The sequence below is a fragment of the Thalassobacillus cyri genome, assembly GCF_900107755.1.
Taxonomy (GTDB): Bacteria; Bacillota; Bacilli; order Bacillales; family Halobacillaceae; genus Thalassobacillus; species Thalassobacillus cyri.
Window position 1 is genome coordinate 1 of record NZ_FNQR01000017.1, and the last position, 20,295, is coordinate 20,295.

Here is a 20,295-nt window from a genome sequence, read left to right on the forward strand (position 1 = left end):
CCACGGAAAGCGAGTGATTTCACGGACCTCCAACCGCTCACCACCGTAACGGAAACGGTTTATCTCGAAACTGAGTCTTCAATAAAAGGGAGCTTAACTGTAATAGCAACACTAAGTTAGGCATTAAAAATAATTGTTAAAAACATAACACCACTTTATCACCCCTTTCGATTATAAAGTTGAAAGGAGGTGAGGGACATGGCAGTGACAAGTGAAAAAGTGAGTTCCCAGCTGCAGCTAGTACTTGAAAATGGCCAGGATGAGCGAGGAAACTTCATTTTCAAGAACAAGAACTTCAACAATGTAAAAACACTAGCGACTGCAGACCAGCTGTACACGGTCGCCAAAGCATTAGAACCATTGCAGCAACGCGTACTTTATGCAATCGAGCGTAAAGACGACAATAAAATCATGAACATTTAACGAGTAAAAACTTTGTGAAGAAAGGAGGGAGATCATGAAGAAATTAGAATTGAAGTTTCAGAATGAGGAAGATAAGACAGTGACCATCACTCTAGACGAGCCGGTAGAGCCTGCTGATCCAGCACTAATCAATGCTGCGATGGATGCTATCCTTACAGCTAATTGCTTTTATTCCAGTGGCGGGGATTTAGTAGCTAAGAAAGAAGCGCGCATCATCGAACGTAATGTCGTAGATATCCAGTTGTAAAGTCGAAGGGGTTGTCCGGCAGGACAGCCTCTTTCTATTCGAAAGGGAGGAGGAGACAAGTGATGGACAATTGGGTGTCTTTACTGACCGATGTCGGGTTCCCGATCGCGGGCACATTCTATTTGCTGCACCGTGTTGAAGGAAAACTTGATATCATGATCGAAACATTGCACCATTTGCCAGAAAAAATGAATCCTTAAGAAGAAAACCATCCTGTTGACTCGACAGGATGGTTTTTAACTGGTACTTTTATTGCTGTTAACGGGTCATTCCCCATTCTTTGAACGGATAGATGACGAGTTCTGATCTTCCGATAATTTCACTTTCTTCAATAAATCCCAGGCCGTTACGGCTGTCTTTACTGATGGAGCGGTTGTCTCCCATCACGAAATAATGCCCATCCGGAACTTTTACAGGACCATAATTGGTCGTACCTTCGATAGAGGGTTGATCCAGGTAAGCCTGGTTCTGCTTTTCTCCGTTGATATAAAGTTTGTGATCTCTCACTTCAACTACATCATTAGGGAGAGCGATGATCCGTTTCACGTAACTTTTTACCGGACGGTGGATAATGACAATTTCACCATAAGCAGGTTCTTCTACGTAATAGATGATCTTATTGAACATGACACGCTCCCCGCTTTCAAGAGTGGGGTTCATGCTCGCACCTTCGACAATCGAGGTGGCGAAGAAAAAAGTACGTAATAGGAATGCAAGTACAATAGCGATGATGATGGCTTTGAGCCATTCCCACCATTCATTCTTAGCTTCTTCTGACAATCTTGATCTTCCCTTCTTAATTATAGCCGGTTGATGCATTCTCTTCTTGCTATTCAAGAAGAGGTGGATGAGATTGTGCTATGAAGCTCGAGAGTTTTTGGCTTCATCATTCCTTATTTTAACACATTTGTCAGCGTTCATGAGTACTATACCTTTTATTATTGAAACATCGAGTGAATTTCCTGAATTAGGAAAGTATTACGAGCATAAAATTAATTTTACGACCAATTCCACCAAAGTAGAACAACTAATTTTGACGACATTTGTCTAGTTTTGCGATATCGTTTACAAAGAAATTTTTTTCGGGCATAATTTATCTCGGTGAAAAAATTGTTTCTGGAGGTATCATTCTGGTGGAACTAACAGATAAGGATGTTAATTTGAAGGATTTAGAAGGGAAAATCAATCTTTCCCAGAAGAAAATGCTGACGTTGGCCGATCAATACGGGAGAGATAGTCTACATACGATTCAGGAGAGTCAAGCCTTAGATACACTGATCATGGAATATATGAGGCGAAAGAGAAAAATCAGCTGAAGTTGAAGCGGATACGACGTGTCAATCCCCTCCTGCTATGGTACACTATTCCTAAACCAAAGCAGGGATTGGAGGTAACCTGGTGTCCACTTTCAATGAAGCCGATCAACTTCTTGTAAGAATCGAACGTTTGCGAAAAAGAATGACCAGGGTTGCCCTCTTAGAAGGATTTACAAGCCCTGAATCTATTCGGATCAGCCAAGAGCTGGACGAACTTTTAAACACCTATGACAAATATAAACATAAATATAATAAATCATAAAGAAGCTGTCCTCATTTCACACTTAGGGGATAGCTTTTTTTTACTGTAAGAAAGTTTACATTTTGATAAAGGATTAAAGTATAAAGGCTTTCGGCTTTCGCCGTAAGTATTGGGCGCCGCCAATTTTTAATGTTATTTCCTTCCTAGGATTTGATATGATAGGGGAAAGGGAAGGAGTGGTGTAGATGAAGATTGGATTTGTCGGTACCGGAGTTATGGGGAAAGGGATGATTGGTCAGTTGCTGGCCAAGAATTTTGAGGTTTGTATACATACACGCACGAAAGCGAAGGCGGAAGCTTTGCTCGAAGCTGGAGCGCAATGGTGCGAAGATTTGGGGACGCTAACAGAGAGAAGCGACACCGTCATTACCATCGTCGGTTATCCGTCTGATGTCGAAGAAATTTATTTTGGGGAAAATGGGTTGTTAGCCTATGCACGCCCAGGCATGTACCTGATTGATATGACAACCTCGACACCTACCCTGGCAGAGAAAATAGCTGCTGCAGCTGAAGAAAAGCAGGTAAAAGCGTTAGATGCTCCTGTATCCGGTGGGGACGTCGGCGCCAGAGAAAGCAAGCTGTCCATCATGATCGGCGGTAAAAAAGCTGCCTTTGAAGCAGTAAAAACGGTGTTTGAAGCAATGGGAACGAATATCGTTTACCAGGGAGAAGCAGGCGCCGGGCAGCATACGAAAATGTGCAATCAGATTGCGATTGCTTCCAATATGCTTGGAGTGGCGGAAGCAATCGCCTACGCAAAGAAATCCGGGTTGTCGCCTGAAAATGTCTTGAAAAGCATAACGACAGGAGCAGCAGGAAGCTGGTCATTGAGCAATCTTGCGCCCCGTATGATTGCTGGAGATTATGCACCTGGATTTTATATCAAGCATTTTGTGAAGGATTTGCGGATAGCCATTGAAGAAGCAGACCGGATGGGAATGGAACTTCCGGGTCTTAAGCTGTCGGAATCCATTTATGAGCGGCTGATTGAACTCGGCTATGAAGATAACGGAACACAGGCCATCTATAACTATTACCAATAAATAAAAAGCCGCTGCGGAGTAAACTCTGCCAGCGGCTTTTTTGACTTTTTTCTAGTAAACCCTCTATTTTGTCCCGATAAACATAATTATTTCTGGTATCTCTTTCATTTGTCTAGTAAAAAATCTAATTCCCGTACATTAGCTTTGTTTCTTTAAACTACATTTCAACCAGGATCACCTTCCCATATAGGAAGCCAGACGATCCATTCCTTTTTCCAGTGTCTCCATGTCATAAGCATAGGACAAGCGCATATATCCTTCCCCGTAATCGGAAAAGGCATCCCCAGGGACCAATGCCAAGCCAGCTTCCCGTACTAATTCTATACCAAGATCAAAAGAACTTAATTTCGCTTTAACAAGTTTCGGAAAAATGTAGAATGCCCCGCCAGGCTGAACGTAATCAATCCCCATTTCATCCATTCGTTTCATTACATAATTACGGCGCTTCCGATATTCCTCCCGCATGGCAACTGGATCATCAGCTCCGTTTCCGATCGCTTCCAGCGCCCCATATTGGCTGATCGAAGTAGCACAGGACACATTGTATTGGTGGACTTTCAAAATGTGCTTCATCAATAAGGCCGGTCCCAGCAGGTATCCGATCCGCCAGCCGGTCATGGCGTGGGATTTGGAAACCCCGTTGACGACGATGACCTGGTCCCGTATTTCCGGAAAAGAAGCAATTGATACATGCTCCTGTTCATAAACCAGCTCGCTATAAATCTCATCAGCAAGAACAATTATGTCCTTTCCAGCAACCAAAGCGGCGATATCTTTCAGCTCTGCTTCTGTCAACGTAACCCCTGTAGGGTTGGAAGGGTAAGGGAGAATGATGCATTTTGTCCTGTCGGAGAGCGCCTCTTGAATCAGCTCTGCTGTCATTTTGAAGCCATTGTTTGTTGTATCGACATGTACCGGTGTGCCACCGGCTAAGCGGATCAAAGGTTCATAGCCAGGATAGACAGGGCCGGGAAGCAGGACTTCATCTCCGGGGGAAAGCAGTGTCCGTAAAGTGATATCAATTCCCTGACTGGCACCTACGGTGACGATCACTTCATCATTAGGATCGTATTGCAGGTTGTATTTCTGAGCTGCAGAGGCGCTGATGGCTTGTCGCAGTTTTAAAATGCCAGCATTATGGGTATAGGTAGTATAATTTGAGTCGATTGCTTGTTTGGCAGCCTGTTTTACATGCTCTGGGGTAGTAAAATCAGGCTGGCCGATCGATAGGGAGATGACGTCCTCGTAGTCACTGACCATGTTGAAGAATTTACGGATTCCGGATATTTCGATGTTTTTGACGTTGTTATTGACTAAATGTTCCATAAGGAGGCCTCCAATTATTAGAAAAATCAAAATGTTAACAAAATGTTCAAATAATTTAGATGAGTAAGTAGATAACTTTGATATAATGAAAACGTAAACTTCATGAAAGGAGCATACGACATGCGACCAAATTTACCTTCCTTTGACGAACTTGTCAACAAATATAAGGAAGAACTACAAAAAGATCCACGTGCCATGCAGGAAATCGAGAAGAACTTGGAAGAGAAACAGTCCAAGAACAACAACTTGAATGTAAACTGATAATAACATAAAACCAGACAGCTGCCTTTAATCTCAGGCAGCTTCTTTCATTTGAGTAGATACATTTATCAACACCACGAAAATTGTTATAATTTGCATATAAGGTAAAGAAGAAGGTGTTGATATGGAACAAACAGGCCTTGTGTTAGAAGGTGGCGGAATGAGGGGAACTTATACTGCCGGAGTACTGGATTATTTTCTTGACATGGATCTTCATTTTCCATACGTTGCAGGGGCTTCTGCCGGCGCGTCTAACGGCAGCTCCTATGTAGCCAGGCAGCGTGGCAGAAACTATCAGGTGCTTGTTGGTTATGGCGACCATCCTGAATATATTTCTTATAAACGAGCCTTTCGGCAAAAGGAATTATTCGGCATGGACTTCATTTTTGATAAATTACCGAACGAACTGGTGCCATTCGATTATGATGCCTTCGAGGCTCGAGATACCCACTTTTCTGTCGCCACAACGGATATGATGACCGGCGAGGCACATCACTATGATGATTTTCCAGACCGCAGCAGTTTACTGACAATCATGCGCGCTTCCTGCTCGCTTCCTTTGATATCTCCCATGATCTCTTATGATGGGAAAAACCTCATGGATGGCGGAATCGCCGATCCGGTTCCAATCGAACAATCGATCCGGCATGGCAACGGGAAACATGTCGTCATATTGACGAGAAACCAGGGATATATCAAAAAACGTATGCGGCTAGGGTGGTATTTACAGCGGAAATTCAAGCAGTATCCAAAGTTTGTGGAAAGCTTGCTGACCCGCCATGATAAATATAATCACTTGACTAAACGCCTCCACGAGTTGGAAAAAGAGGGGAAGGTCTTCATTATACGGCCAGAAGAGCAGCTTGCTATCGGCAGGATCGAGCGCAATAAACAGAAATTGCATCATGTCTACATGCAAGGTTATGAGGAAATGAAGAATCAGGAAAAAGCAATAGAAGACTTTTTGAAGTCGTAAAAAATCCACCCGGCGTAAATACGGGTGGATTTTTAAAAGTTAATAGCGAGTTAAATTCTCTTGAACAAAATGTTATTTTCCAAATGAATGTGCTGGAACGTGTCTGCTTCGAGTTCTGCCAATCGTTTATAAGTAATTTGATACGAATTGCAGGCGCCCTCAGGAAGTTCGAAACCGTTCGTTAAATTATGGATCTCCTTAAGTAGATCGCCGGCCTGATCATGTTCCTCCTCAAGCCCCCCGTTAGCCTCATGGATCCGTTGACACAATTCTTCACTAGGCTCACGATCATATTGTTTTACGAGAGGGAAGACTTCCATTTCTTCTTTGATCAGATGGGATTCCAACTCGACTTTCAATTCATTATATAGGCGGTGAAGCTCTTTTAAATGTGGGTGATTAGCGCCATGGACCCGGTAAATCTTCGTTACGAATTGTCCCAATGCAGGCAGTTCGTCATTCAGGAAAGCATGATGGGTATAAACGATATGGTCGACAAGTTCTGTGTTGGAAACGGAATCCCAGGAAGGACTTTCATTTCCTTTTGTCTTCCAATCTGTGTATTCTTCATTCAACTGATGCAAAATCATGCTTTCATCGATTTTCTTCTCATCAAATAATTCGCCTAGTGGCCTATCTCCGCCACAGCAAAAATCAATTCGGTTCTTTTTAAACAAGTCGCTCGCTTTCGGGTATATATTCACAATATCTGCAGGTGTATGTTCTCTGGTAAAAGGGCTCATTTCATCAACCTCCTTGTTTGGTTACCTTTATCATACAAGGTTTCCACTATAGAGATAATGATATAAATCACACCCTGCCTGTGATTTTTACACGTTTATGACTTTTCGCAATAACAACAACTGCAGCAAGGATCGCCATCATTCCTGCCATCTGCCATAGATTGAACGACTCTTGGAAAATACTTATTCCAATAATTATTGCAACAACTGGTTCGATCGTGCTCAATATCGATGCCTTCGAAGCTTCCATTTCATATAAACCTAGTGTATAAGCGATATAGGCAACAGCTGTCGGCAATAGGCCGAGCCCGATACCAAGCAGCAGGGGTCCCGGGCTCAACAGCTGGTCGAGTTTTTGCTGGTAAGGAAAAAATGGAAGTAAGGCTGCTGTTGCAGTAAGGAACGTATAAAAGGTGATTGTCAGACTGTCATATTTAAGAAAAGCGAACTTGCTGAAAATGCTGTAAAGCGCATAACCAAAACCAGAGCCGATTCCTAACAAAATCCCGATGGTAGACAGACTGGCATCAGGTGTCGGGAATGCCCCTACGGCAAACGCGGCGCCCACCAGTGTAAGTCCGAGCGCAAGCCCTTTTTTTCCATTGAATGGTTCATGGAATAAAATAATCGATAGAATCATGACAAAAGCAGGCCCGGTGTAAAGTAAGGCTGTCGCAATCGGAATATTCGTTTCTGACATGCTGGCAAATAGACAATAATTAAAAAACACGATGCTGCCGATTCCTGTACCAATAAAATATCGCATATCTTTCCAGCTTTTCAGTTTGAGGTTCTTCCTATGCCGTAACACCATGTATCCGAGCAGAAATACGGTTGCAAAAAATACCCGGACGGTCACGATTTCCATCGGAGTGAAGCCCGCCTGTTCCAGCATTTTTACATATATTCCGATGGTTCCCCAAAGTGCAGCTCCTGTCAAAACTAATAAGATCGCTTTTTTCAATGGCAACTCCCCCTGATGAATCGAATTATATCAGAATAAAAAGGGGGGAGGCTATGACTTCTTGCAGATTGTACAGGTTTAAATTTGCCTTGCATGGGAAAGACTTGGGAATAAAATCGGAGAGGACGTGGTGGAATGAAAGAGTGGGTAGATTGGAACGTTATCAGCAAATGGCTGGAGTTTGATATTGGCACCTTTGCAATCCTTGGCATTGATCCTTCTTATGTACATTTCCTGCTGTCATTTTTATTATTGGCTGCCGGGGTGTGGCTGTTTGAGCCAGTCATGTTATGGCTGATCAACGCGAATTGGAAACGGCTTTTGACTTTTCTTGTCATCAGTCTTGCAGTAACCAACCTATTGATCAGCATCCAGCTGTATCAGGTAGTGAAGATGAACGGAAGCATAGCCGAAGAGGCGCTGGCTTTCCAATTGCTTGCAGTAATTTGTTTTGGGGCCTGTTACACGTTGTATGCGTTGGTAAGACAAATTTTCCGTTATTTCAGCAAAAATTCCAGACCAGCCGTGAAGCGGTGGTAAACTTTTAACCTGTTGCCAGAGGGCAGCAGGTTTTTTTATTTTTCCTGTGCTTCCTAACAAATTGAAGATACTGCAAAGCGTGCGAGTTCACTTTGCTGAACTGTGACGTATGTCATAGAGCGTGCGGTTCCTTCTTTGCTAGTATCAAGGTGAAAAGTGGGTTTTCTGCCATTGTTTTTACTGATCGTAAGTGATTGGACTTCATCCCCAATGTAAGTCTTGCTCTTGGGAACATTCGCCTGTTCACCCAAATTTGCAAACGCTTACTTTAAGAAAGATCGGTGGCGGGGAATCTATTTTTAAGGAAAGGGGGGTGATATTACATGCATATTGTTGTTTGTGTAAAACAGGTGCCTGATACGAAAGTAATTAAAATCAATCCCAAAACGAATACATTAGATCGAAGAGGAGTGCCATCGATCATCAACCCGTATGATGCTCATGCGGTTCAGGAAGCTGTACATCTGAAACGACAGCATGGAGGAAAGGTTTCTGTATTGTCTATGGGGCCTCCGCAAGCAACTGCGGTCATTAAAAAAAGTATTGAAATTGGAGCAGACGAAGGATATTTGATATCTGACAGGGCATTTGCAGGGGCTGATACACTAGCTACAAGTTACGCCCTTACCAAAGCGCTGGAAAAAATCAGCAAAACCTCCCCGATAGATATGGTTTTTTGTGGAAAACATGCCATTGACGGGGATACAGGTCAGGTAGGTCCCGGGATAGCAAAACGCCTGGACATACCACCAATCACGAACATATCTGCCATCACCAAAGTCACCAAAGACTATGTGGAACTCCAACGTAAACTTCAAGACGGTTATGCCCACATCCGCAGCACACTGCCGTGTTTAATTACCATTGAAAAAGAAATCAACGAAATTGAATATGCACCATTTCCGAACATGTTGAAAGCAGTCAATTATCAGCCGGTAGTTTGGAGTATCGATCATTTAGAGGATGTCGATCGAAAACAGCTTGGTTTGAAAGGCTCACCGACGGTTGTCGGAAAAATGTTTGCGCCTCCGAAACAAGAAGGCGGCCACCGCTTGGAAGGGACGCCTGAGGAACAAGTGGTACAACTGGTGGAAGTTTTGAAAGAAAAGCAGTATTTGTTCCATTTTAATAAAGGTTAACTTTGTTTAAGGATTAAAGTATAAGATAATACGAAGGCTTTTGCCATAAGTACTTGGCGATAAGCCAAGTTTCTCTAACATGGGAAGGAGGAGGTGCAGGAATGAGCGAAGAACATCGGGGAATATGGGTATTCGCTGAAGTGATCGATGGCGCAATCGCCGGGGTATCACTCGAATTACTGGGAGCTGGCAGAGAGTTGGCGGATAAGCTTGATGTGCCGTTGGCAGGCGTATTATTAGGGGAGAACATCACCCATTTATCCGAACAGTTGATTCCTTATGGGGCTGACGAAGTCTACATCATAGATGACCCTGTTTTAAAAGATTATCGGACCGAGCCTTTTTTAGCCGGTATGGGGAAACTGGCACGGATGTATGTGCCGGAAATCATTTTATATGGAGCTACTCCGAATGGAAAAGATATCGCCTCAGCTATTGCTACTGACTTGAAGACAGGGCTGACTGCCGATTGCACCATGTTGGGTGTGGATATTGAAAATCGTTTGCTGGAGGCAAGCAGACCGGCATTCGGGGGAAATATCATGGCTACCATCCTTTGTAAAAAGCATCGCCCCCAAATGGCGACAGTCCGTCCGAAAGTAATGAAGGCATTACAACCGGATCCTGCTCGAAAAGGCATGGTGCTCAAAGAAAAACTGGAAATGAAGGAAGCAGAAATTCGCACCAAAGTTTTGGAAATCATAAAAGGCCCAGGCAAATCAGTAGACCTTGAAGGCGCAGATGTCATCGTATGTGGCGGGAAAGGGATGGGTGACGAACAAGCGTTTCAACTGATCCATCAATTAGCGGATACGATCGGTGCCTCTGTTGGAGGTACACGGGATGCAGTTGAAGCTAGATGGATCTCTCATGACCATCAGGTCGGTCAGACTGGAGAAACAGTGACACCGAAAATTTATTTTGCCATCGGCGTGTCTGGTGCCATCCAGCATACAGTTGGCATGAAGAATTCGGAATTGATCATTGCCATCAATAAAGATCCAGATGCACCTATTTTCGATGTTGCAACCTATGGAATTGTTGGTGATGCCAGGGAGACTGTACCTGTGATGATCAAAGCCTTCGAGGAACTGCTGAGAGAAAATGAGGTGATTTCCCATGCCTGAAAAATTTGACGTCATTGTTGTCGGAGCAGGACCGGCAGGGACCAGCTGTGCCTATCAATGTGCTAAAAACGGGCTGAAGGTACTTCAGATTGAACGTGGTGAATATCCAGGAGCTAAAAATGTTATGGGCGGCGTTCTGTATAAACAACAATTAGAAGAAATCATTCCAGAGTTTTGGAAGGAGGCACCGATCGAACGTCCGATTGTCGAACAAAGAATGTGGCTGCTGGATGAAGAATCGGCGATGACACTCGGTTTTAAAGGGCGAGCGTGGGCAAACGAAGCCAGCTATAATAATTTTACAATCTTACGAGCGAAGTTCGATCAATGGTTTGCCAGGAAAGCTCAAGAACTAGGAGTCACGTTAATCAATGAAACGGTAGTAGAAGAATGTCTCGTCGAGAATGGAAAAGTGATCGGTGTTCGGACGGATCGCCCTGAAGGAGAGGTACTGGCTGATGTCGTCGTGTTAGCTGATGGTGTCAATTCTTTGCTCGCAAAACAACTGGGATTCCATCAGGACATCGAGCCTGCTCAAGTAGCCCTTACGGTGATGGAAGTACTGAAACTGCCTGCAGAAACGATCAATGAAAGGTTCAACATTGAAGATGGCCAGGGCTGTACGATTGAAATGTTCGGAGATTCTACCAAAGGTCACTTAGGGACTGCTTTTCTATATACGAATAAAGAAAGCTTGAATATCGGTGTAGGAGCAACATTATCCAGTATAGTGAAGGAAAAGATAAAACCATATGAATTGCTGGAATATGTTAAAAACCACCCGATTGTAAAACCGTTGATCCAGGGAGCTGAGGAAGCAGAGTATCTTGCTCATCTGATACCTGAAGGGGGTTACCACGCTATCCCTAAACTGGTGGGTGATGGAGTTATTGTTGCCGGAGATGCTGCCCAGCTTGTCAATGGAATCCACCGGGAAGGGTCCAACATGGCCATGAAATCCGGATCTTATGCAGCAGAAGCAATTTTACTGGCTAAACAAAAGGGGCGGTTTACAGAGGAAGTACTGGCTATCTATCGTGAAAAAGTATACGAAAGCTTCATTGGACAGGATTTGAAAAAATATAAGGATGCGACGGAAACATTGGAAAACCACCCGCAGTACCTGAAGGAATATATCCCGATGATGAACCGGGCAGCCCGTGCATTTTTTACAGTGGATGGCACCAGTAAACGTGAAAAACAGAAGGGAATCTTCAACATGTTCATGGAACGTGGTAAAATCCGCACCGTGCAGGACATGTACCGGGCATGGAAGGTGATGAAATAATGACGAAAGCTACGATTGAAGAAAAACAGTATCTCGTCAGGTTTAAAGCAGATAAAGAATCCCACTTGAAAATAACCGATCAGTCCATCTGCCTGGAAAACTGTCCGGATAAGCCTTGTACGTATTTTTGTCCGGGAGAAGTATACAAATTCGAAGGCAACCGGATCCAAGTCGGCTACGAAGGATGCCATGAATGCGGCAGCTGTCGCATTGGCTGCCCACAAAATAATATCGAATGGAAATACCCGAAAGGAGGCCATGGAGTCATCTTCCAGTTGGCATAATTCCTGTGTTATCCCACAGTGCTGTAAAAAGGGTCATTAGGTGGGATAACACTTTATTTAACGTTTTTGTTATCAGAAAATTTAGAAAAAAGAGGAAAATTAAAATATCCTGAAAGGCGGGAGCGGGATGATGAATTTTGTGGAGTACTATCCACGTCAACCAATCATTATCGGAAAAAAAGACTTACAGGTATTGCGCACGCTGACAAGGAATCGAACAATGGATGATCACTGGCTCGTAGTTATGAAAGTCGTAGATTTAGAAGGGGGGCACTGGGTTTGGAAGGTATCGCTACTGACTTCTAATCCGGAAGGTATCTACGATTTTAATGCGAAAGCCTTGTTCGAAAAAAAATGTTCTACATTTCATGAAGGACTGGACATGATCAAGGATTGGGAAGTCAAGCTGTTAGAAGATCGCTGGTTTGAAGAGAAACGCGTCACCTAAACACGTCTGTCATCTAAGACGTGTTTTTTCTTATATTGAAACATACTTCCAAGTAACCGATAATAGGATGGGAGAGAAAAGGGGGGAGTAATAAATGATGGAAATGGGTGGCTTTCTGTTTTTCGGAGTGTTCTTCGTACTCCTGTTATTCGTGTTGAATATTGTAACCAGCATTTGGGCCTATCGTGATTCTCAGAGAAAAGGGAAGAGCCAGGAGTATGCTCTTATCATCCTGATTGGTACTTTATTTTTTCCAATCATCGGACTGATCATTTATTTGATCATCCGGAATGATGGATGATTTTTTCTAATTGTCTAGTAACCGTGCAGCCTGTCTAGAAAATCTTAAGGAATGTCCAGTAAAATTCAAGTATCGTCTTGTGAATTTCAAAAAATGTCTAGTAAATGCAATGAATTGTCTAGTAAGCTATACCTCATTTCTAGTAAACAGGCATCCTGTCCAGAAAACCATATGATACATAATCAAAAGGCTGTGCCCTATAGGGCACAGCCTTTGCTGAATTTACTTTGTGATTGTTTATTTTTCGACTACTTTGAACAGGTTGTCGTGCCACTGGTAGGCGTGTTTCGAAAGGTCTTCCGGCGATTCATGCCTTGGGGAAGCATTCTTGACAATCTCCTGCTGGTGAACAGGTAGCTTTTCATAGGCATCCCTAAGTTCACTTGTATATTGCATATGCCGTTTCAGTTGATAGAGAAAATCGTTTAGTTCATCCATTTTTAATCTACCTCCTCTACCAACTATCTTCCTCTTAATAGAAAAATTAAAACCTGCAACCAGGCAGAAACTGGTTGCTGGAACGACTCAACGGTTTCTTAATTTAGCCAGCAGCCGGAGCATTTCGATGTACAGCCAGACAAGGGTGACAACTAATCCGAAAGCTCCATACCACTCCATGTGCTTCGGCACGCCGCGGTTGGAGGCCCGTTCAATAAAATCGAAATCAAGGACGAGGTTCAATGCAGCGACTGCCACGATGAATAAACTGATTCCGATCCCTAGCAGGCTTGATTCATGCAGCAGCGGAACCTGGATCGATGTAAAGCTTCTAAGGATAATATCCAGCAAATAGACGAGGAAAATGCCGAGCGTGGCAGCAAAAACGCCTAAGCGGAAATTCTTCGTAACTTTGATGATCCGCAGCTTATAAGCGATCAGCAAAGCGAATAAGGTCATCATTGTAAGCATTGCTGCTTGGATCACGATACCTTCATAAAGATTTGCGTATTGCGCTGAAATAGCTCCGATAAATAATCCTTCCAGTGCAGCATAGATCGGTGCCGTAACTGGAGCAGCTTTCGGGATGAACGCGGTGATCAATGCAAAAATCAACGAGCCGATAATACCGATCCAGATATAAGTCGTTACCGGTTGATTGTTGTAATAGAGGTTCCATGTATAATAAGCAGTCGCCATCAAGATAAAGAGAAGGATAAATACTTTATTCACGGTTCCTGCTAGTGTCATCATCCGTTTACCTGATTTGACCCGCTGCCTGCCAAATATATTGTCATTCAACGTCGGGTTTGCTGTCCTCATGTTCCACGCTCCTTTTTCCTGATAAGCTAGTCTATGCTTCCTGGTTTCCATTGTATGCATTCGCCGCCCCTATGTAAAAGGAAAAAGCCCCTGAAAACAGGGGCCATGTTTCTCCTATTATACGGTGCCGAGCTCTTTGTTACGAACAACTAAGACAGCGTGGATCGCACCTGGAATCCAGAAAATCGCTGTAAGAATCAAATTCAATAATGCTGTCATTGGTCTGCCTGCCATGAATACTGCTAAAGGCGGCAGCAATACTGCTAGAATGTATTTTAACATAATCGAATGCCTCCTTTAGTGTTGTACATACCACAAGAAAGCAGGTGTTAATCTACTAATCATTAAAAATAGGTAAAATAGCTCAGCAAAACAGGCAGCCAATGTTATGGCTGCCTGTACAATTACACTACCTGATAGTTATGTTTCTGCGATAACGATTGTATCGATGGTAATTTAGCAATGTCCATATTACCACCGCTTACCACCACACCGCATTGTTTAGTGTTGATTTTTTTATGATAGGAAAGGAGAGCAGCGAGTGCTGCAGCACCGGCACCTTCTACCATCGTCTTTTCCCGTTCCAGCATATGGACCATGGTTGCCGCTAATTGTTGGTCAGAGACGGTCACGATGTGGTCGACATATTTGCGGATGATCGGATAGGTCAGCTCACCAGGGCGTTTGACGGCGATTCCATCAGCAATGGTGGATACAGAAGCAAGGGAAGTCGCCCCTTTAGAATGAAATTGATTGTAGGTCGCACTTGCTCTTTCTGCCTGGACGCCGATCACCTTGATGGTCGGATTGATATTTTTTGCTGCAAAAGCGATCCCGCTGATCAGACCGCCGCCTCCTACAGGGACGATCAGTGTATCAAGGGAAGGCTGCTCCTGCAGCATCTCGATGGCGATGGTTCCTTGTCCTGCCATGACATCGGGATCATCGAAAGGGTGGATGAAAACAGCTTGTGATCGTTTTTGTTCCTGGATGGCCGCTTCGTAAGCTTCCTGGAACGATTCTCCAGTCAACACGATTTTTGCCCCGTAGCCTTCTGTTGCTTTCGTTTTTGCTTTTGGCGTATTGGCTGGCATAAAGATTTTAGCCTCAATGCCGCGTTTAGCGGCTGCCAGGGCAACCCCCTGGGCATGATTGCCGGCGGAAGCAGCAATCACCCCTCGCTTCATTTCATGTTGCGTCAATTGTGAGATTTTATAGCTGGCGCCTCTGATTTTGAAAGCGCCTGTCTTTTGCTGGTTCTCCATCTTCATAAACACTTTTTTTCCTGTTTGTTCATTTAATGTCGCTGAAGTGGTGAGCGGGGTACGATGCACAACAGAGGATAGCTGTTCCATTGCATCCGCCACCTTGGTTAATAATAACGAATTCCCAATGTCTTCACACTCCTTAAAAATTTGTTATTTAATAAAATCAATTGTTGCTTCTCGGTCCATTACCGAGAATTGCGGGTCAGGGAAACGACTCGCTTTCCCGGGTAAGACGGCAAGCCTCCTCGGGCTCAGCCCTGTGGGTCTCGCCAACCTTACTTTTCCCGCAGGAGTCTCATCGTTTCCCTTACCATCCTTCCAGTTATTCGTTAAAAAATTTTATTTATCCAGTAAGATGCTGGCGTTCTTCATAGGCGGTAATTTTGTCTTCATGTGTCAATGTGACGGCGATTTCATCCCAGCCATTCAACAGCATCTGCTTGTGATAATCAGAGATATCGAAGCTGAAATTGAATTCTTCCTCCTCAACGACCAGCTGCTTTTCTAAATCGATGGTCAATTCAAGCTTTTGTTGTTCGGCTTTTTTGATGATCGCCTGTGTTTCATCTTCACTTAATTGTACTGGAAGAATTCCATTTTTGACGCAGTTGTTATAAAAGATATCAGCGAAACTAGGAGCAATCACGACTCTGAAACCATAATCCAGGATTGCCCACGGCGCATGTTCGCGTGAAGAGCCACAGCCAAAGTTGTCGCCGGCCACCAGAATCGAAGCATCTGTGTATTTTTTATCATTCATCGAAAAGCTGTCGCGTTTTTCTCCTTCTTCATCGAAACGCCAATGATAGAAAAGGAACTGGCCGAAGCCTTGCCGTTCGATCCGTTTCAAAAATTGTTTGGGGATGATCTGATCGGTATCGACATTGGCCCGGTTCATCGGATAGACAAGACCGGAATGTACGCGTATCGGTTCCATGGAAATAACCTCCTATCCATTCAGTGCTGTTTTGGTATATTGGCGGACATCCACAAAATGTCCTTCGAGAGCAGCGGCTGCTGCCATTTCCGGGCTGACCAGGTGGGTACGGGCACCGTTTCCTTGCCGGCCTTCGAAGTTCCGGTTGGAAGTCGAGGCGCAGCGTTCTCCCGGCGGAATAATATCATCATTCATCGCCAGACACATGCTGCATCCTGCATCCCGCCATTCAAACCCTGCGGTTTTAAAAATGACATCCAGGCCTTCAGCTTCTGCCTGTTCTTTAACCGTTTTGGAGCCTGGGACGACGAGAGCGGTCACTTTTTCATGCACTTGCTTACCACGAACGATGTCAGCTGCCTTTTTCAAATCGCTCAAACGTGAGTTGGTACAGGAACCGATGAATACATGTTCGATTTCAACGGAATCAATCGACTGATTGGCTTCAAGTCCCATATAATCCAGGGCCCGTTGTACTTCGTCCTGTTCATAATCTTTTTCCTGACTGGCAGGATCAGGGACATTAGCGCTGACAGGGACACACATGGCAGGGTTGGTGCCCCATGTGACCTGCGGCTCGACTTTATCCGCATCGATTTCCACCGTTGCATCGTAGCTGGCCCCTTCATCGGTGGCAAGGGCACGCCATTCTGCTGCAGCCTGTTCAAAAGCTTCTCCATCCGGTACATGGCGTTTGCCGCGGAGATATTCAATGGTCGTATCATCCGGTGAAATTAAACCGGCACGTGCACCGGCTTCAATTGACATGTTGCAAACAGTCATCCGCTGCTCCATAGATAGATCACGGATAGCTTCACCCGTATATTCGATGACGTATCCGGTACCGAAGCGAACACCGTATTTTGCGATGATTGCTAAAATCAAATCCTTCGCCGTGACGCCGGTGCCAAGTTTGCCATTTACTTTCACTTGCAACGTTTTCGGACGTGCCTGCCCAAGTGTCTGAGTAGAGAGGACATGTTCGACTTCACTTGTTCCGATACCAAACGCAAGGGCACCGAAAGCGCCATGCGTAGAAGTATGGCTGTCCCCGCAGACAATTGTTTTACCAGGCTGCGTCAAACCAAGTTCGGGTCCGATGACGTGGACGATCCCTTGGTCGGGATGGTCGATATCAGCGAGCGGCACACCGAACTCTTCACAGTTTTCTTTTAATGTGTGCATTTGTTTTTTCGAGACTTCATCCTTGATGATATGACGCTGCTTCGTCGGAACGTTATGATCCATGGTCGCAAAAGTCAATTCAGGGCGGCGTACTTTCCGCCCCTTCATTCTTAGTCCTTCAAAAGCCTGGGGAGAAGTGACTTCATGGATCAAATGCAGGTCGATATATAGAAGATCAGGTTTGCCGGGCTCCTGATGGACGATATGATTGTTCCAAATTTTTTCAATAATCGTTTTCGGCTGGGTCATGTTTTCACTCCTCACATTGTGTAATCAGGCGTAGGCACTCATGATACAGCTGCACGCATCATTTTGTGACATATATTCCACGACCTTATGGGTCATGTTGGTCGTATTGGTTTCAATGCCATTGGTTATCTTCAAGTCTTTGGTATGATAGCCAAGGTCAACTACCTCTTCGACCGCTTTTTCAATGCAGGACGCTTCTTCATCCATTCCGAATGAATGACGTAGCATCAAAGCGGTGGATAGAATCATTGCCAGTGGGTTGGCGATATTCTGTCCGGCGATGTCCGGGGCAGAACCGTGAACCGGTTCATATAGTCCCACGCCATCGCTGCGAAGACTGGCAGATGGCAGCATGCCAAGGGATCCAGTCAACACAGAAGCTTCATCACTCAAAATGTCACCGAACATATTCTCTGTCACGATAACGTCAAACTGGGCTGGATTCTGAATCAGTTTCATAGCTGCAGCGTCGACCAGCATATGCTCGACAGTGACATCCGGGTAATCTGTTTTTTTCTCTTCTACAACTTCGCGCCACAACTTACTGGACTCCAGTACATTCGCTTTATCGACGGAAGTTAAATGGTTCCGGCGCAGGCGGGCACTTTGAAACGCTTTGTCAACGATTCGTTCGATTTCATGTCGTTCATAGTAAAGGGTATCGACAACAGACTGCCCATTTTCCTGGCGTTCACTTGGTGTTCCAAAATAAAGGCCTCCGGTCAGTTCGCGCACGATCAACAGGTCACTGTCTTCTACTAATTCTTCCTTAAGTGGGGAGGAGCCGAGCAGCTTCTTGAACCCCTTGACCGGTCGAAGGTTGGCAAATAAGCCAAGCTCTTTTCGGATACCCAGCAGTCCTTTTTCGGGACGGAGGTGGGAAGGGAGGTCATCCCATTTCGGACCTCCGACTGCCCCTAAAAGTACCGCATCTGCCTGTTTACAGGCCGTAACGGTTTCTTCCGGAAGGGGAGTACCATGCTCATCAACTGCTGTACCGCCGATGGCATGCGTTTCAAATGTGAACGTATGACCGAACTTTTCTGCAATTTCTTCTAAAACCGCACGAGCTGAACCGATGATCTCCTGGCCGATTCCATCACCAGGAAGTAGTACGATATGCTTTTTCATAAAATTTCCTCCCTCAGTAATAGTAGTGATCCTTATACGTGCGCTTGTGATTGTTCTTCGACATGCTGGGTAACGAAAACACGGTTGACTGCATTTAAAAATGCGTTAGCGGAAGCTTCTAAGACATCCTGGGCAGTACCACGTCCGCCGGTTTCCTTACCATTAACCGTCATTTTTACATGAACTTCTGCAAGTGCATCGCGTCCTTTACCAATGGAACTCAATTGGTAATCTTCCAAGTGTATTTCTTCGTGAACCAGACTTTCGAGTGTATTGTAGATTGCTTCCACACTACCTTGGCCAGTGCCGGCATGCTCCAGTCTCTTTCCTTCCGGTGTCGTCAATGCCACAGTAGCTGTCGGCAGATTGGCAGATCCGTATTGTACCTGGAAGGCTTCCAACTGATATTTCTTGATGGTGATACTGTCTACTTGTGTTTCCATGAGAATGGTGAACAGGTCATCATCCGTAACTTCTTTCTTCTTCGCTGTCAATTGCTTAAAAGCCATGAATGCTTCTTTCATTTTGGCATCGTTGAATTTATAACCCAGTTCATGAACTTTTTCTTTGAACGCATGGCTCCCGGAATGCTTGCCTAGTACCATGCTGTTTGATTTTACCCCGACCATTTCCGGTGTGATGATTTCATAAGTGGAAGCTTCCTTCAAAACACCATCCTGATGGATACCGGACTCATGGGCGAAAGCATTACGGCCGACGACTGCTTTATTTCCTGGAATCATCATCCCGGTAAGCTTACTGACCATGTCACTCGTCCGTTTGATTTCTTTCAGGTTTAAACCATTTGTATACGGATAGACGTCCTGGCGAATTTTCATGGCGACTGCAATTTCTTCAAGGGAGGCATTGCCGGCCCGTTCGCCGATGCCGTTGATCGTACCTTCCACCTGGGTCGCTCCATTTTCGATGGCTGCGATGGAGTTGGCGACTGCCATGCCAAGATCATCATGGCAATGGGCGGAAAGGGTTACCTTGTCGATATTCGGTACATTTTCTTTCAAATGACGAAATAGCTTTCCGTATTCATCTGGAGTCGTATAGCCAACCGTATCTGGGATATTGATGACCGTAGCCCCGGCATCAATCACGGCCTCTACGATTTTGACAAGAAAATCGATGTCCGTACGGGTAGCATCTTCAGCCGACCATTCGATATGGTGGAATTTCTGTTTGGCGTAAGCGACTGTCTCGACCGCTGTCTGTAATACTTCTTCCGGTGTTTTCTTCAATTTATAGGTCATGTGAATGGGGGAGGTGGCAAGGAAGATATGGAGACGAGGCTCCACACCATCCTTTAAAGCTTCCCATGCTGTATCGATATCACTTTTTACTGCGCGGGCCAATCCTGCGACAGAAACATGCTTGATCGTACGAGCGATTTGTCGTACCGCTTCAAATTCACCTTCGGAAGAGGCAGGGAAGCCTGCTTCCATGATATCTACGCCAAAACGTTCCAGTTGTTTGGCAATCTCGATTTTTTCAAGTTTATTCAGGTTGACTCCGGCTGATTGTTCACCATCACGAAGGGTGGTATCAAACACCTTCACATGGGTCAT

Annotated in this window: 28 protein-coding genes; 16 read left to right on the forward strand and 12 right to left on the reverse strand. The window is 44.7% G+C overall.

Annotation, left to right across the window (positions count from 1 at the left end; translation table 11 throughout):
- Positions 1-198: 198 nt before the first annotated feature.
- The 3 genes from BLV00_RS16835 (at position 199) to BLV00_RS16845 (ending at position 870) form a co-directional block, all read left to right on the forward strand.
- Complete coding sequence (locus BLV00_RS16835; RefSeq protein ID WP_093046132.1) at positions 199-423, forward strand: DUF1659 domain-containing protein; 225 nt, start codon at positions 199-201, stop codon at positions 421-423.
- Positions 424-457: 34 nt separating this feature from the next.
- Complete coding sequence (locus BLV00_RS16840) at positions 458-670, forward strand: DUF2922 domain-containing protein (protein ID WP_093046133.1); 213 nt, start codon at positions 458-460, stop codon at positions 668-670.
- A 62-nt stretch (positions 671-732) separates the two neighbouring features.
- Positions 733-870 (forward strand): YvrJ family protein, encoded by a 138-nt coding sequence (locus BLV00_RS16845; protein WP_093046134.1) that lies wholly within the window; start codon positions 733-735, stop codon positions 868-870.
- 58 nt (positions 871-928) lie between these two features.
- On the opposite strand, the gene lepB is transcribed toward BLV00_RS16845, so the two are convergent.
- Positions 929-1,450 (reverse strand): signal peptidase I, encoded by a 522-nt coding sequence (lepB, locus tag BLV00_RS16850; RefSeq protein WP_093046135.1) that lies wholly within the window; start codon positions 1,448-1,450, stop codon positions 929-931.
- Positions 1,451-1,589: 139 nt separating this feature from the next.
- On the opposite strand from lepB, the gene BLV00_RS22585 reads away from it, so the two are divergent.
- The 4 genes from BLV00_RS22585 to BLV00_RS16870 all read left to right on the forward strand — a co-directional run bounded on the left by BLV00_RS22585 (position 1,590) and on the right by BLV00_RS16870 (position 3,291).
- Positions 1,590-1,721: a hypothetical protein gene (locus tag BLV00_RS22585; protein ID WP_281243062.1), complete on the forward strand. Its 132-nt coding sequence runs from the start codon at positions 1,590-1,592 to the stop codon at positions 1,719-1,721.
- 82 nt (positions 1,722-1,803) lie between these two features.
- On the forward strand, positions 1,804-1,986 hold the full coding sequence (locus BLV00_RS16860; protein ID WP_093046137.1) for an aspartyl-phosphate phosphatase Spo0E family protein: 183 nt from the start codon (positions 1,804-1,806) through the stop codon (positions 1,984-1,986).
- A gap of 82 nt (positions 1,987-2,068) precedes the next feature.
- Positions 2,069-2,248 carry an aspartyl-phosphate phosphatase Spo0E family protein gene (locus tag BLV00_RS16865; protein ID WP_245729001.1) on the forward strand — a complete coding sequence of 60 codons (180 nt, stop codon included), beginning with the start codon at positions 2,069-2,071 and terminating at the stop codon, positions 2,246-2,248.
- A gap of 185 nt (positions 2,249-2,433) precedes the next feature.
- Positions 2,434-3,291: an NAD(P)-dependent oxidoreductase gene (locus tag BLV00_RS16870; RefSeq protein WP_093046138.1), complete on the forward strand. Its 858-nt coding sequence runs from the start codon at positions 2,434-2,436 to the stop codon at positions 3,289-3,291.
- A gap of 174 nt (positions 3,292-3,465) precedes the next feature.
- On the opposite strand, the gene BLV00_RS16875 is transcribed toward BLV00_RS16870, so the two are convergent.
- Positions 3,466-4,617 (reverse strand): aminotransferase A, encoded by a 1,152-nt coding sequence (locus tag BLV00_RS16875; protein ID WP_093046139.1) that lies wholly within the window; start codon positions 4,615-4,617, stop codon positions 3,466-3,468.
- 120 nt (positions 4,618-4,737) lie between these two features.
- Between BLV00_RS16875 and BLV00_RS21755 the strand changes: the two genes are divergently transcribed.
- Positions 4,738-4,878, forward strand: coding sequence for an FbpB family small basic protein (locus tag BLV00_RS21755; RefSeq protein WP_143030742.1), 141 nt, complete (start codon positions 4,738-4,740; stop codon positions 4,876-4,878).
- 124 nt (positions 4,879-5,002) lie between these two features.
- Entirely contained in the window at positions 5,003-5,854 is an 852-nt protein-coding gene (locus BLV00_RS16880) for a patatin-like phospholipase family protein (protein ID WP_093046140.1), read from the forward strand.
- 50 nt (positions 5,855-5,904) lie between these two features.
- Here BLV00_RS16880 and ric read toward each other — a convergent pair whose 3' ends face one another.
- Complete coding sequence (ric, locus tag BLV00_RS16885; protein WP_093046141.1) at positions 5,905-6,597, reverse strand: iron-sulfur cluster repair di-iron protein; 693 nt, start codon at positions 6,595-6,597, stop codon at positions 5,905-5,907.
- 67 nt (positions 6,598-6,664) lie between these two features.
- Positions 6,665-7,561 carry a DMT family transporter gene (locus BLV00_RS16890; protein ID WP_093046142.1) on the reverse strand — a complete coding sequence of 299 codons (897 nt, stop codon included), beginning with the start codon at positions 7,559-7,561 and terminating at the stop codon, positions 6,665-6,667.
- A gap of 135 nt (positions 7,562-7,696) precedes the next feature.
- Between BLV00_RS16890 and BLV00_RS16895 the strand changes: the two genes are divergently transcribed.
- From BLV00_RS16895 to BLV00_RS16925, 7 genes are all read left to right on the forward strand, one after another.
- Positions 7,697-8,101, forward strand: coding sequence for a hypothetical protein (locus BLV00_RS16895; RefSeq protein ID WP_093046143.1), 405 nt, complete (start codon positions 7,697-7,699; stop codon positions 8,099-8,101).
- Positions 8,102-8,424: 323 nt separating this feature from the next.
- The gene (locus tag BLV00_RS16900) at positions 8,425-9,240 is read left to right on the forward strand and encodes an electron transfer flavoprotein subunit beta/FixA family protein (RefSeq protein WP_093046144.1); all 816 of its coding nucleotides are present in this window, start codon (positions 8,425-8,427) and stop codon (positions 9,238-9,240) included.
- 101 nt (positions 9,241-9,341) lie between these two features.
- A complete protein-coding gene (locus tag BLV00_RS16905) occupies positions 9,342-10,367 on the forward strand; it encodes an electron transfer flavoprotein subunit alpha/FixB family protein (RefSeq protein ID WP_093046145.1) in 1,026 nt (341 codons plus the stop codon).
- Positions 10,360-11,655 (forward strand): FAD-dependent oxidoreductase, encoded by a 1,296-nt coding sequence (locus BLV00_RS16910; RefSeq protein WP_093046146.1) that lies wholly within the window; start codon positions 10,360-10,362, stop codon positions 11,653-11,655. Before BLV00_RS16905 ends, BLV00_RS16910 begins: the two co-directional genes overlap by 8 nt.
- Positions 11,655-11,939 (forward strand): ferredoxin family protein, encoded by a 285-nt coding sequence (locus tag BLV00_RS16915; RefSeq protein WP_093046147.1) that lies wholly within the window; start codon positions 11,655-11,657, stop codon positions 11,937-11,939. Before BLV00_RS16910 ends, BLV00_RS16915 begins: the two co-directional genes overlap by 1 nt.
- A gap of 127 nt (positions 11,940-12,066) precedes the next feature.
- The gene (locus BLV00_RS16920) at positions 12,067-12,387 is read left to right on the forward strand and encodes a hypothetical protein (protein WP_093046148.1); all 321 of its coding nucleotides are present in this window, start codon (positions 12,067-12,069) and stop codon (positions 12,385-12,387) included.
- Positions 12,388-12,481: 94 nt separating this feature from the next.
- Positions 12,482-12,688, forward strand: coding sequence for a PLDc N-terminal domain-containing protein (locus BLV00_RS16925; protein WP_425441702.1), 207 nt, complete (start codon positions 12,482-12,484; stop codon positions 12,686-12,688).
- Positions 12,689-12,925: 237 nt separating this feature from the next.
- Here the strand turns inward: BLV00_RS16925 and BLV00_RS16930 are convergent, their stop codons facing one another.
- From BLV00_RS16930 to BLV00_RS16965, 8 genes are all read right to left on the reverse strand, one after another.
- Positions 12,926-13,126 carry a hypothetical protein gene (locus BLV00_RS16930; protein ID WP_093046149.1) on the reverse strand — a complete coding sequence of 67 codons (201 nt, stop codon included), beginning with the start codon at positions 13,124-13,126 and terminating at the stop codon, positions 12,926-12,928.
- A gap of 87 nt (positions 13,127-13,213) precedes the next feature.
- Positions 13,214-13,948 (reverse strand): Bax inhibitor-1/YccA family protein, encoded by a 735-nt coding sequence (locus BLV00_RS16935; protein WP_093046220.1) that lies wholly within the window; start codon positions 13,946-13,948, stop codon positions 13,214-13,216.
- A 117-nt stretch (positions 13,949-14,065) separates the two neighbouring features.
- Entirely contained in the window at positions 14,066-14,230 is a 165-nt protein-coding gene (locus tag BLV00_RS16940) for a YqaE/Pmp3 family membrane protein (protein WP_093046150.1), read from the reverse strand.
- A 122-nt stretch (positions 14,231-14,352) separates the two neighbouring features.
- Positions 14,353-15,303: a threonine ammonia-lyase gene (gene ilvA / locus BLV00_RS16945; protein ID WP_093046151.1), complete on the reverse strand. Its 951-nt coding sequence runs from the start codon at positions 15,301-15,303 to the stop codon at positions 14,353-14,355.
- A gap of 256 nt (positions 15,304-15,559) precedes the next feature.
- On the reverse strand, positions 15,560-16,153 hold the full coding sequence (gene leuD / locus BLV00_RS16950; protein WP_093046152.1) for a 3-isopropylmalate dehydratase small subunit: 594 nt from the start codon (positions 16,151-16,153) through the stop codon (positions 15,560-15,562).
- A gap of 12 nt (positions 16,154-16,165) precedes the next feature.
- On the reverse strand, positions 16,166-17,587 hold the full coding sequence (gene leuC / locus BLV00_RS16955; RefSeq protein WP_093046153.1) for a 3-isopropylmalate dehydratase large subunit: 1,422 nt from the start codon (positions 17,585-17,587) through the stop codon (positions 16,166-16,168).
- Between the two features lie 24 nt (positions 17,588-17,611).
- On the reverse strand, positions 17,612-18,718 hold the full coding sequence (gene leuB / locus BLV00_RS16960; RefSeq protein ID WP_093046154.1) for a 3-isopropylmalate dehydrogenase: 1,107 nt from the start codon (positions 18,716-18,718) through the stop codon (positions 17,612-17,614).
- Positions 18,719-18,750: 32 nt separating this feature from the next.
- Entirely contained in the window at positions 18,751-20,295 is a 1,545-nt protein-coding gene (locus tag BLV00_RS16965) for a 2-isopropylmalate synthase (RefSeq protein ID WP_093046155.1), read from the reverse strand.

Bases quoted from the DNA above. Each gene is read 5' to 3' on its own strand.
- BLV00_RS16910 (WP_093046146.1), top strand. From the start codon at position 10,360: ATGCCTGAAAAATTTGACGTCATTGTTGTCGGAGCAGGACCGGCAGGG.
- BLV00_RS16840 (WP_093046133.1), top strand. From the start codon at position 458: ATGAAGAAATTAGAATTGAAGTTTCAGAATGAGGAAGATAAGACAGTG.
- BLV00_RS16870 (WP_093046138.1), top strand. From the start codon at position 2,434: ATGAAGATTGGATTTGTCGGTACCGGAGTTATGGGGAAAGGGATGATT.
- ric (WP_093046141.1), bottom strand. From the start codon at position 6,597: ATGAGCCCTTTTACCAGAGAACATACACCTGCAGATATTGTGAATATA.
- BLV00_RS16905 (WP_093046145.1), top strand. From the start codon at position 9,342: ATGAGCGAAGAACATCGGGGAATATGGGTATTCGCTGAAGTGATCGAT.
- BLV00_RS21755 (WP_143030742.1), top strand. From the start codon at position 4,738: ATGCGACCAAATTTACCTTCCTTTGACGAACTTGTCAACAAATATAAG.
- BLV00_RS16875 (WP_093046139.1), bottom strand. From the start codon at position 4,617: ATGGAACATTTAGTCAATAACAACGTCAAAAACATCGAAATATCCGGA.
- BLV00_RS16835 (WP_093046132.1), top strand. From the start codon at position 199: ATGGCAGTGACAAGTGAAAAAGTGAGTTCCCAGCTGCAGCTAGTACTT.
- BLV00_RS16935 (WP_093046220.1), bottom strand. From the start codon at position 13,948: ATGAGGACAGCAAACCCGACGTTGAATGACAATATATTTGGCAGGCAG.
- BLV00_RS16900 (WP_093046144.1), top strand. From the start codon at position 8,425: ATGCATATTGTTGTTTGTGTAAAACAGGTGCCTGATACGAAAGTAATT.
- BLV00_RS16940 (WP_093046150.1), bottom strand. From the start codon at position 14,230: ATGTTAAAATACATTCTAGCAGTATTGCTGCCGCCTTTAGCAGTATTC.
- BLV00_RS22585 (WP_281243062.1), top strand. From the start codon at position 1,590: ATGAGTACTATACCTTTTATTATTGAAACATCGAGTGAATTTCCTGAA.
- leuD (WP_093046152.1), bottom strand. From the start codon at position 16,153: ATGGAACCGATACGCGTACATTCCGGTCTTGTCTATCCGATGAACCGG.
- leuB (WP_093046154.1), bottom strand. From the start codon at position 18,718: ATGAAAAAGCATATCGTACTACTTCCTGGTGATGGAATCGGCCAGGAG.
- BLV00_RS16920 (WP_093046148.1), top strand. From the start codon at position 12,067: ATGATGAATTTTGTGGAGTACTATCCACGTCAACCAATCATTATCGGA.
- BLV00_RS16930 (WP_093046149.1), bottom strand. From the start codon at position 13,126: ATGGATGAACTAAACGATTTTCTCTATCAACTGAAACGGCATATGCAA.
- BLV00_RS16845 (WP_093046134.1), top strand. From the start codon at position 733: ATGGACAATTGGGTGTCTTTACTGACCGATGTCGGGTTCCCGATCGCG.
- ilvA (WP_093046151.1), bottom strand. From the start codon at position 15,303: ATGGAACAGCTATCCTCTGTTGTGCATCGTACCCCGCTCACCACTTCA.
- leuC (WP_093046153.1), bottom strand. From the start codon at position 17,587: ATGACCCAGCCGAAAACGATTATTGAAAAAATTTGGAACAATCATATC.
- BLV00_RS16895 (WP_093046143.1), top strand. From the start codon at position 7,697: ATGAAAGAGTGGGTAGATTGGAACGTTATCAGCAAATGGCTGGAGTTT.
- BLV00_RS16880 (WP_093046140.1), top strand. From the start codon at position 5,003: ATGGAACAAACAGGCCTTGTGTTAGAAGGTGGCGGAATGAGGGGAACT.
- BLV00_RS16925 (WP_425441702.1), top strand. From the start codon at position 12,482: ATGATGGAAATGGGTGGCTTTCTGTTTTTCGGAGTGTTCTTCGTACTC.
- BLV00_RS16915 (WP_093046147.1), top strand. From the start codon at position 11,655: ATGACGAAAGCTACGATTGAAGAAAAACAGTATCTCGTCAGGTTTAAA.
- BLV00_RS16965 (WP_093046155.1), bottom strand. From the start codon at position 20,295: ATGACCCATGTGAAGGTGTTTGATACCACCCTTCGTGATGGTGAACAA.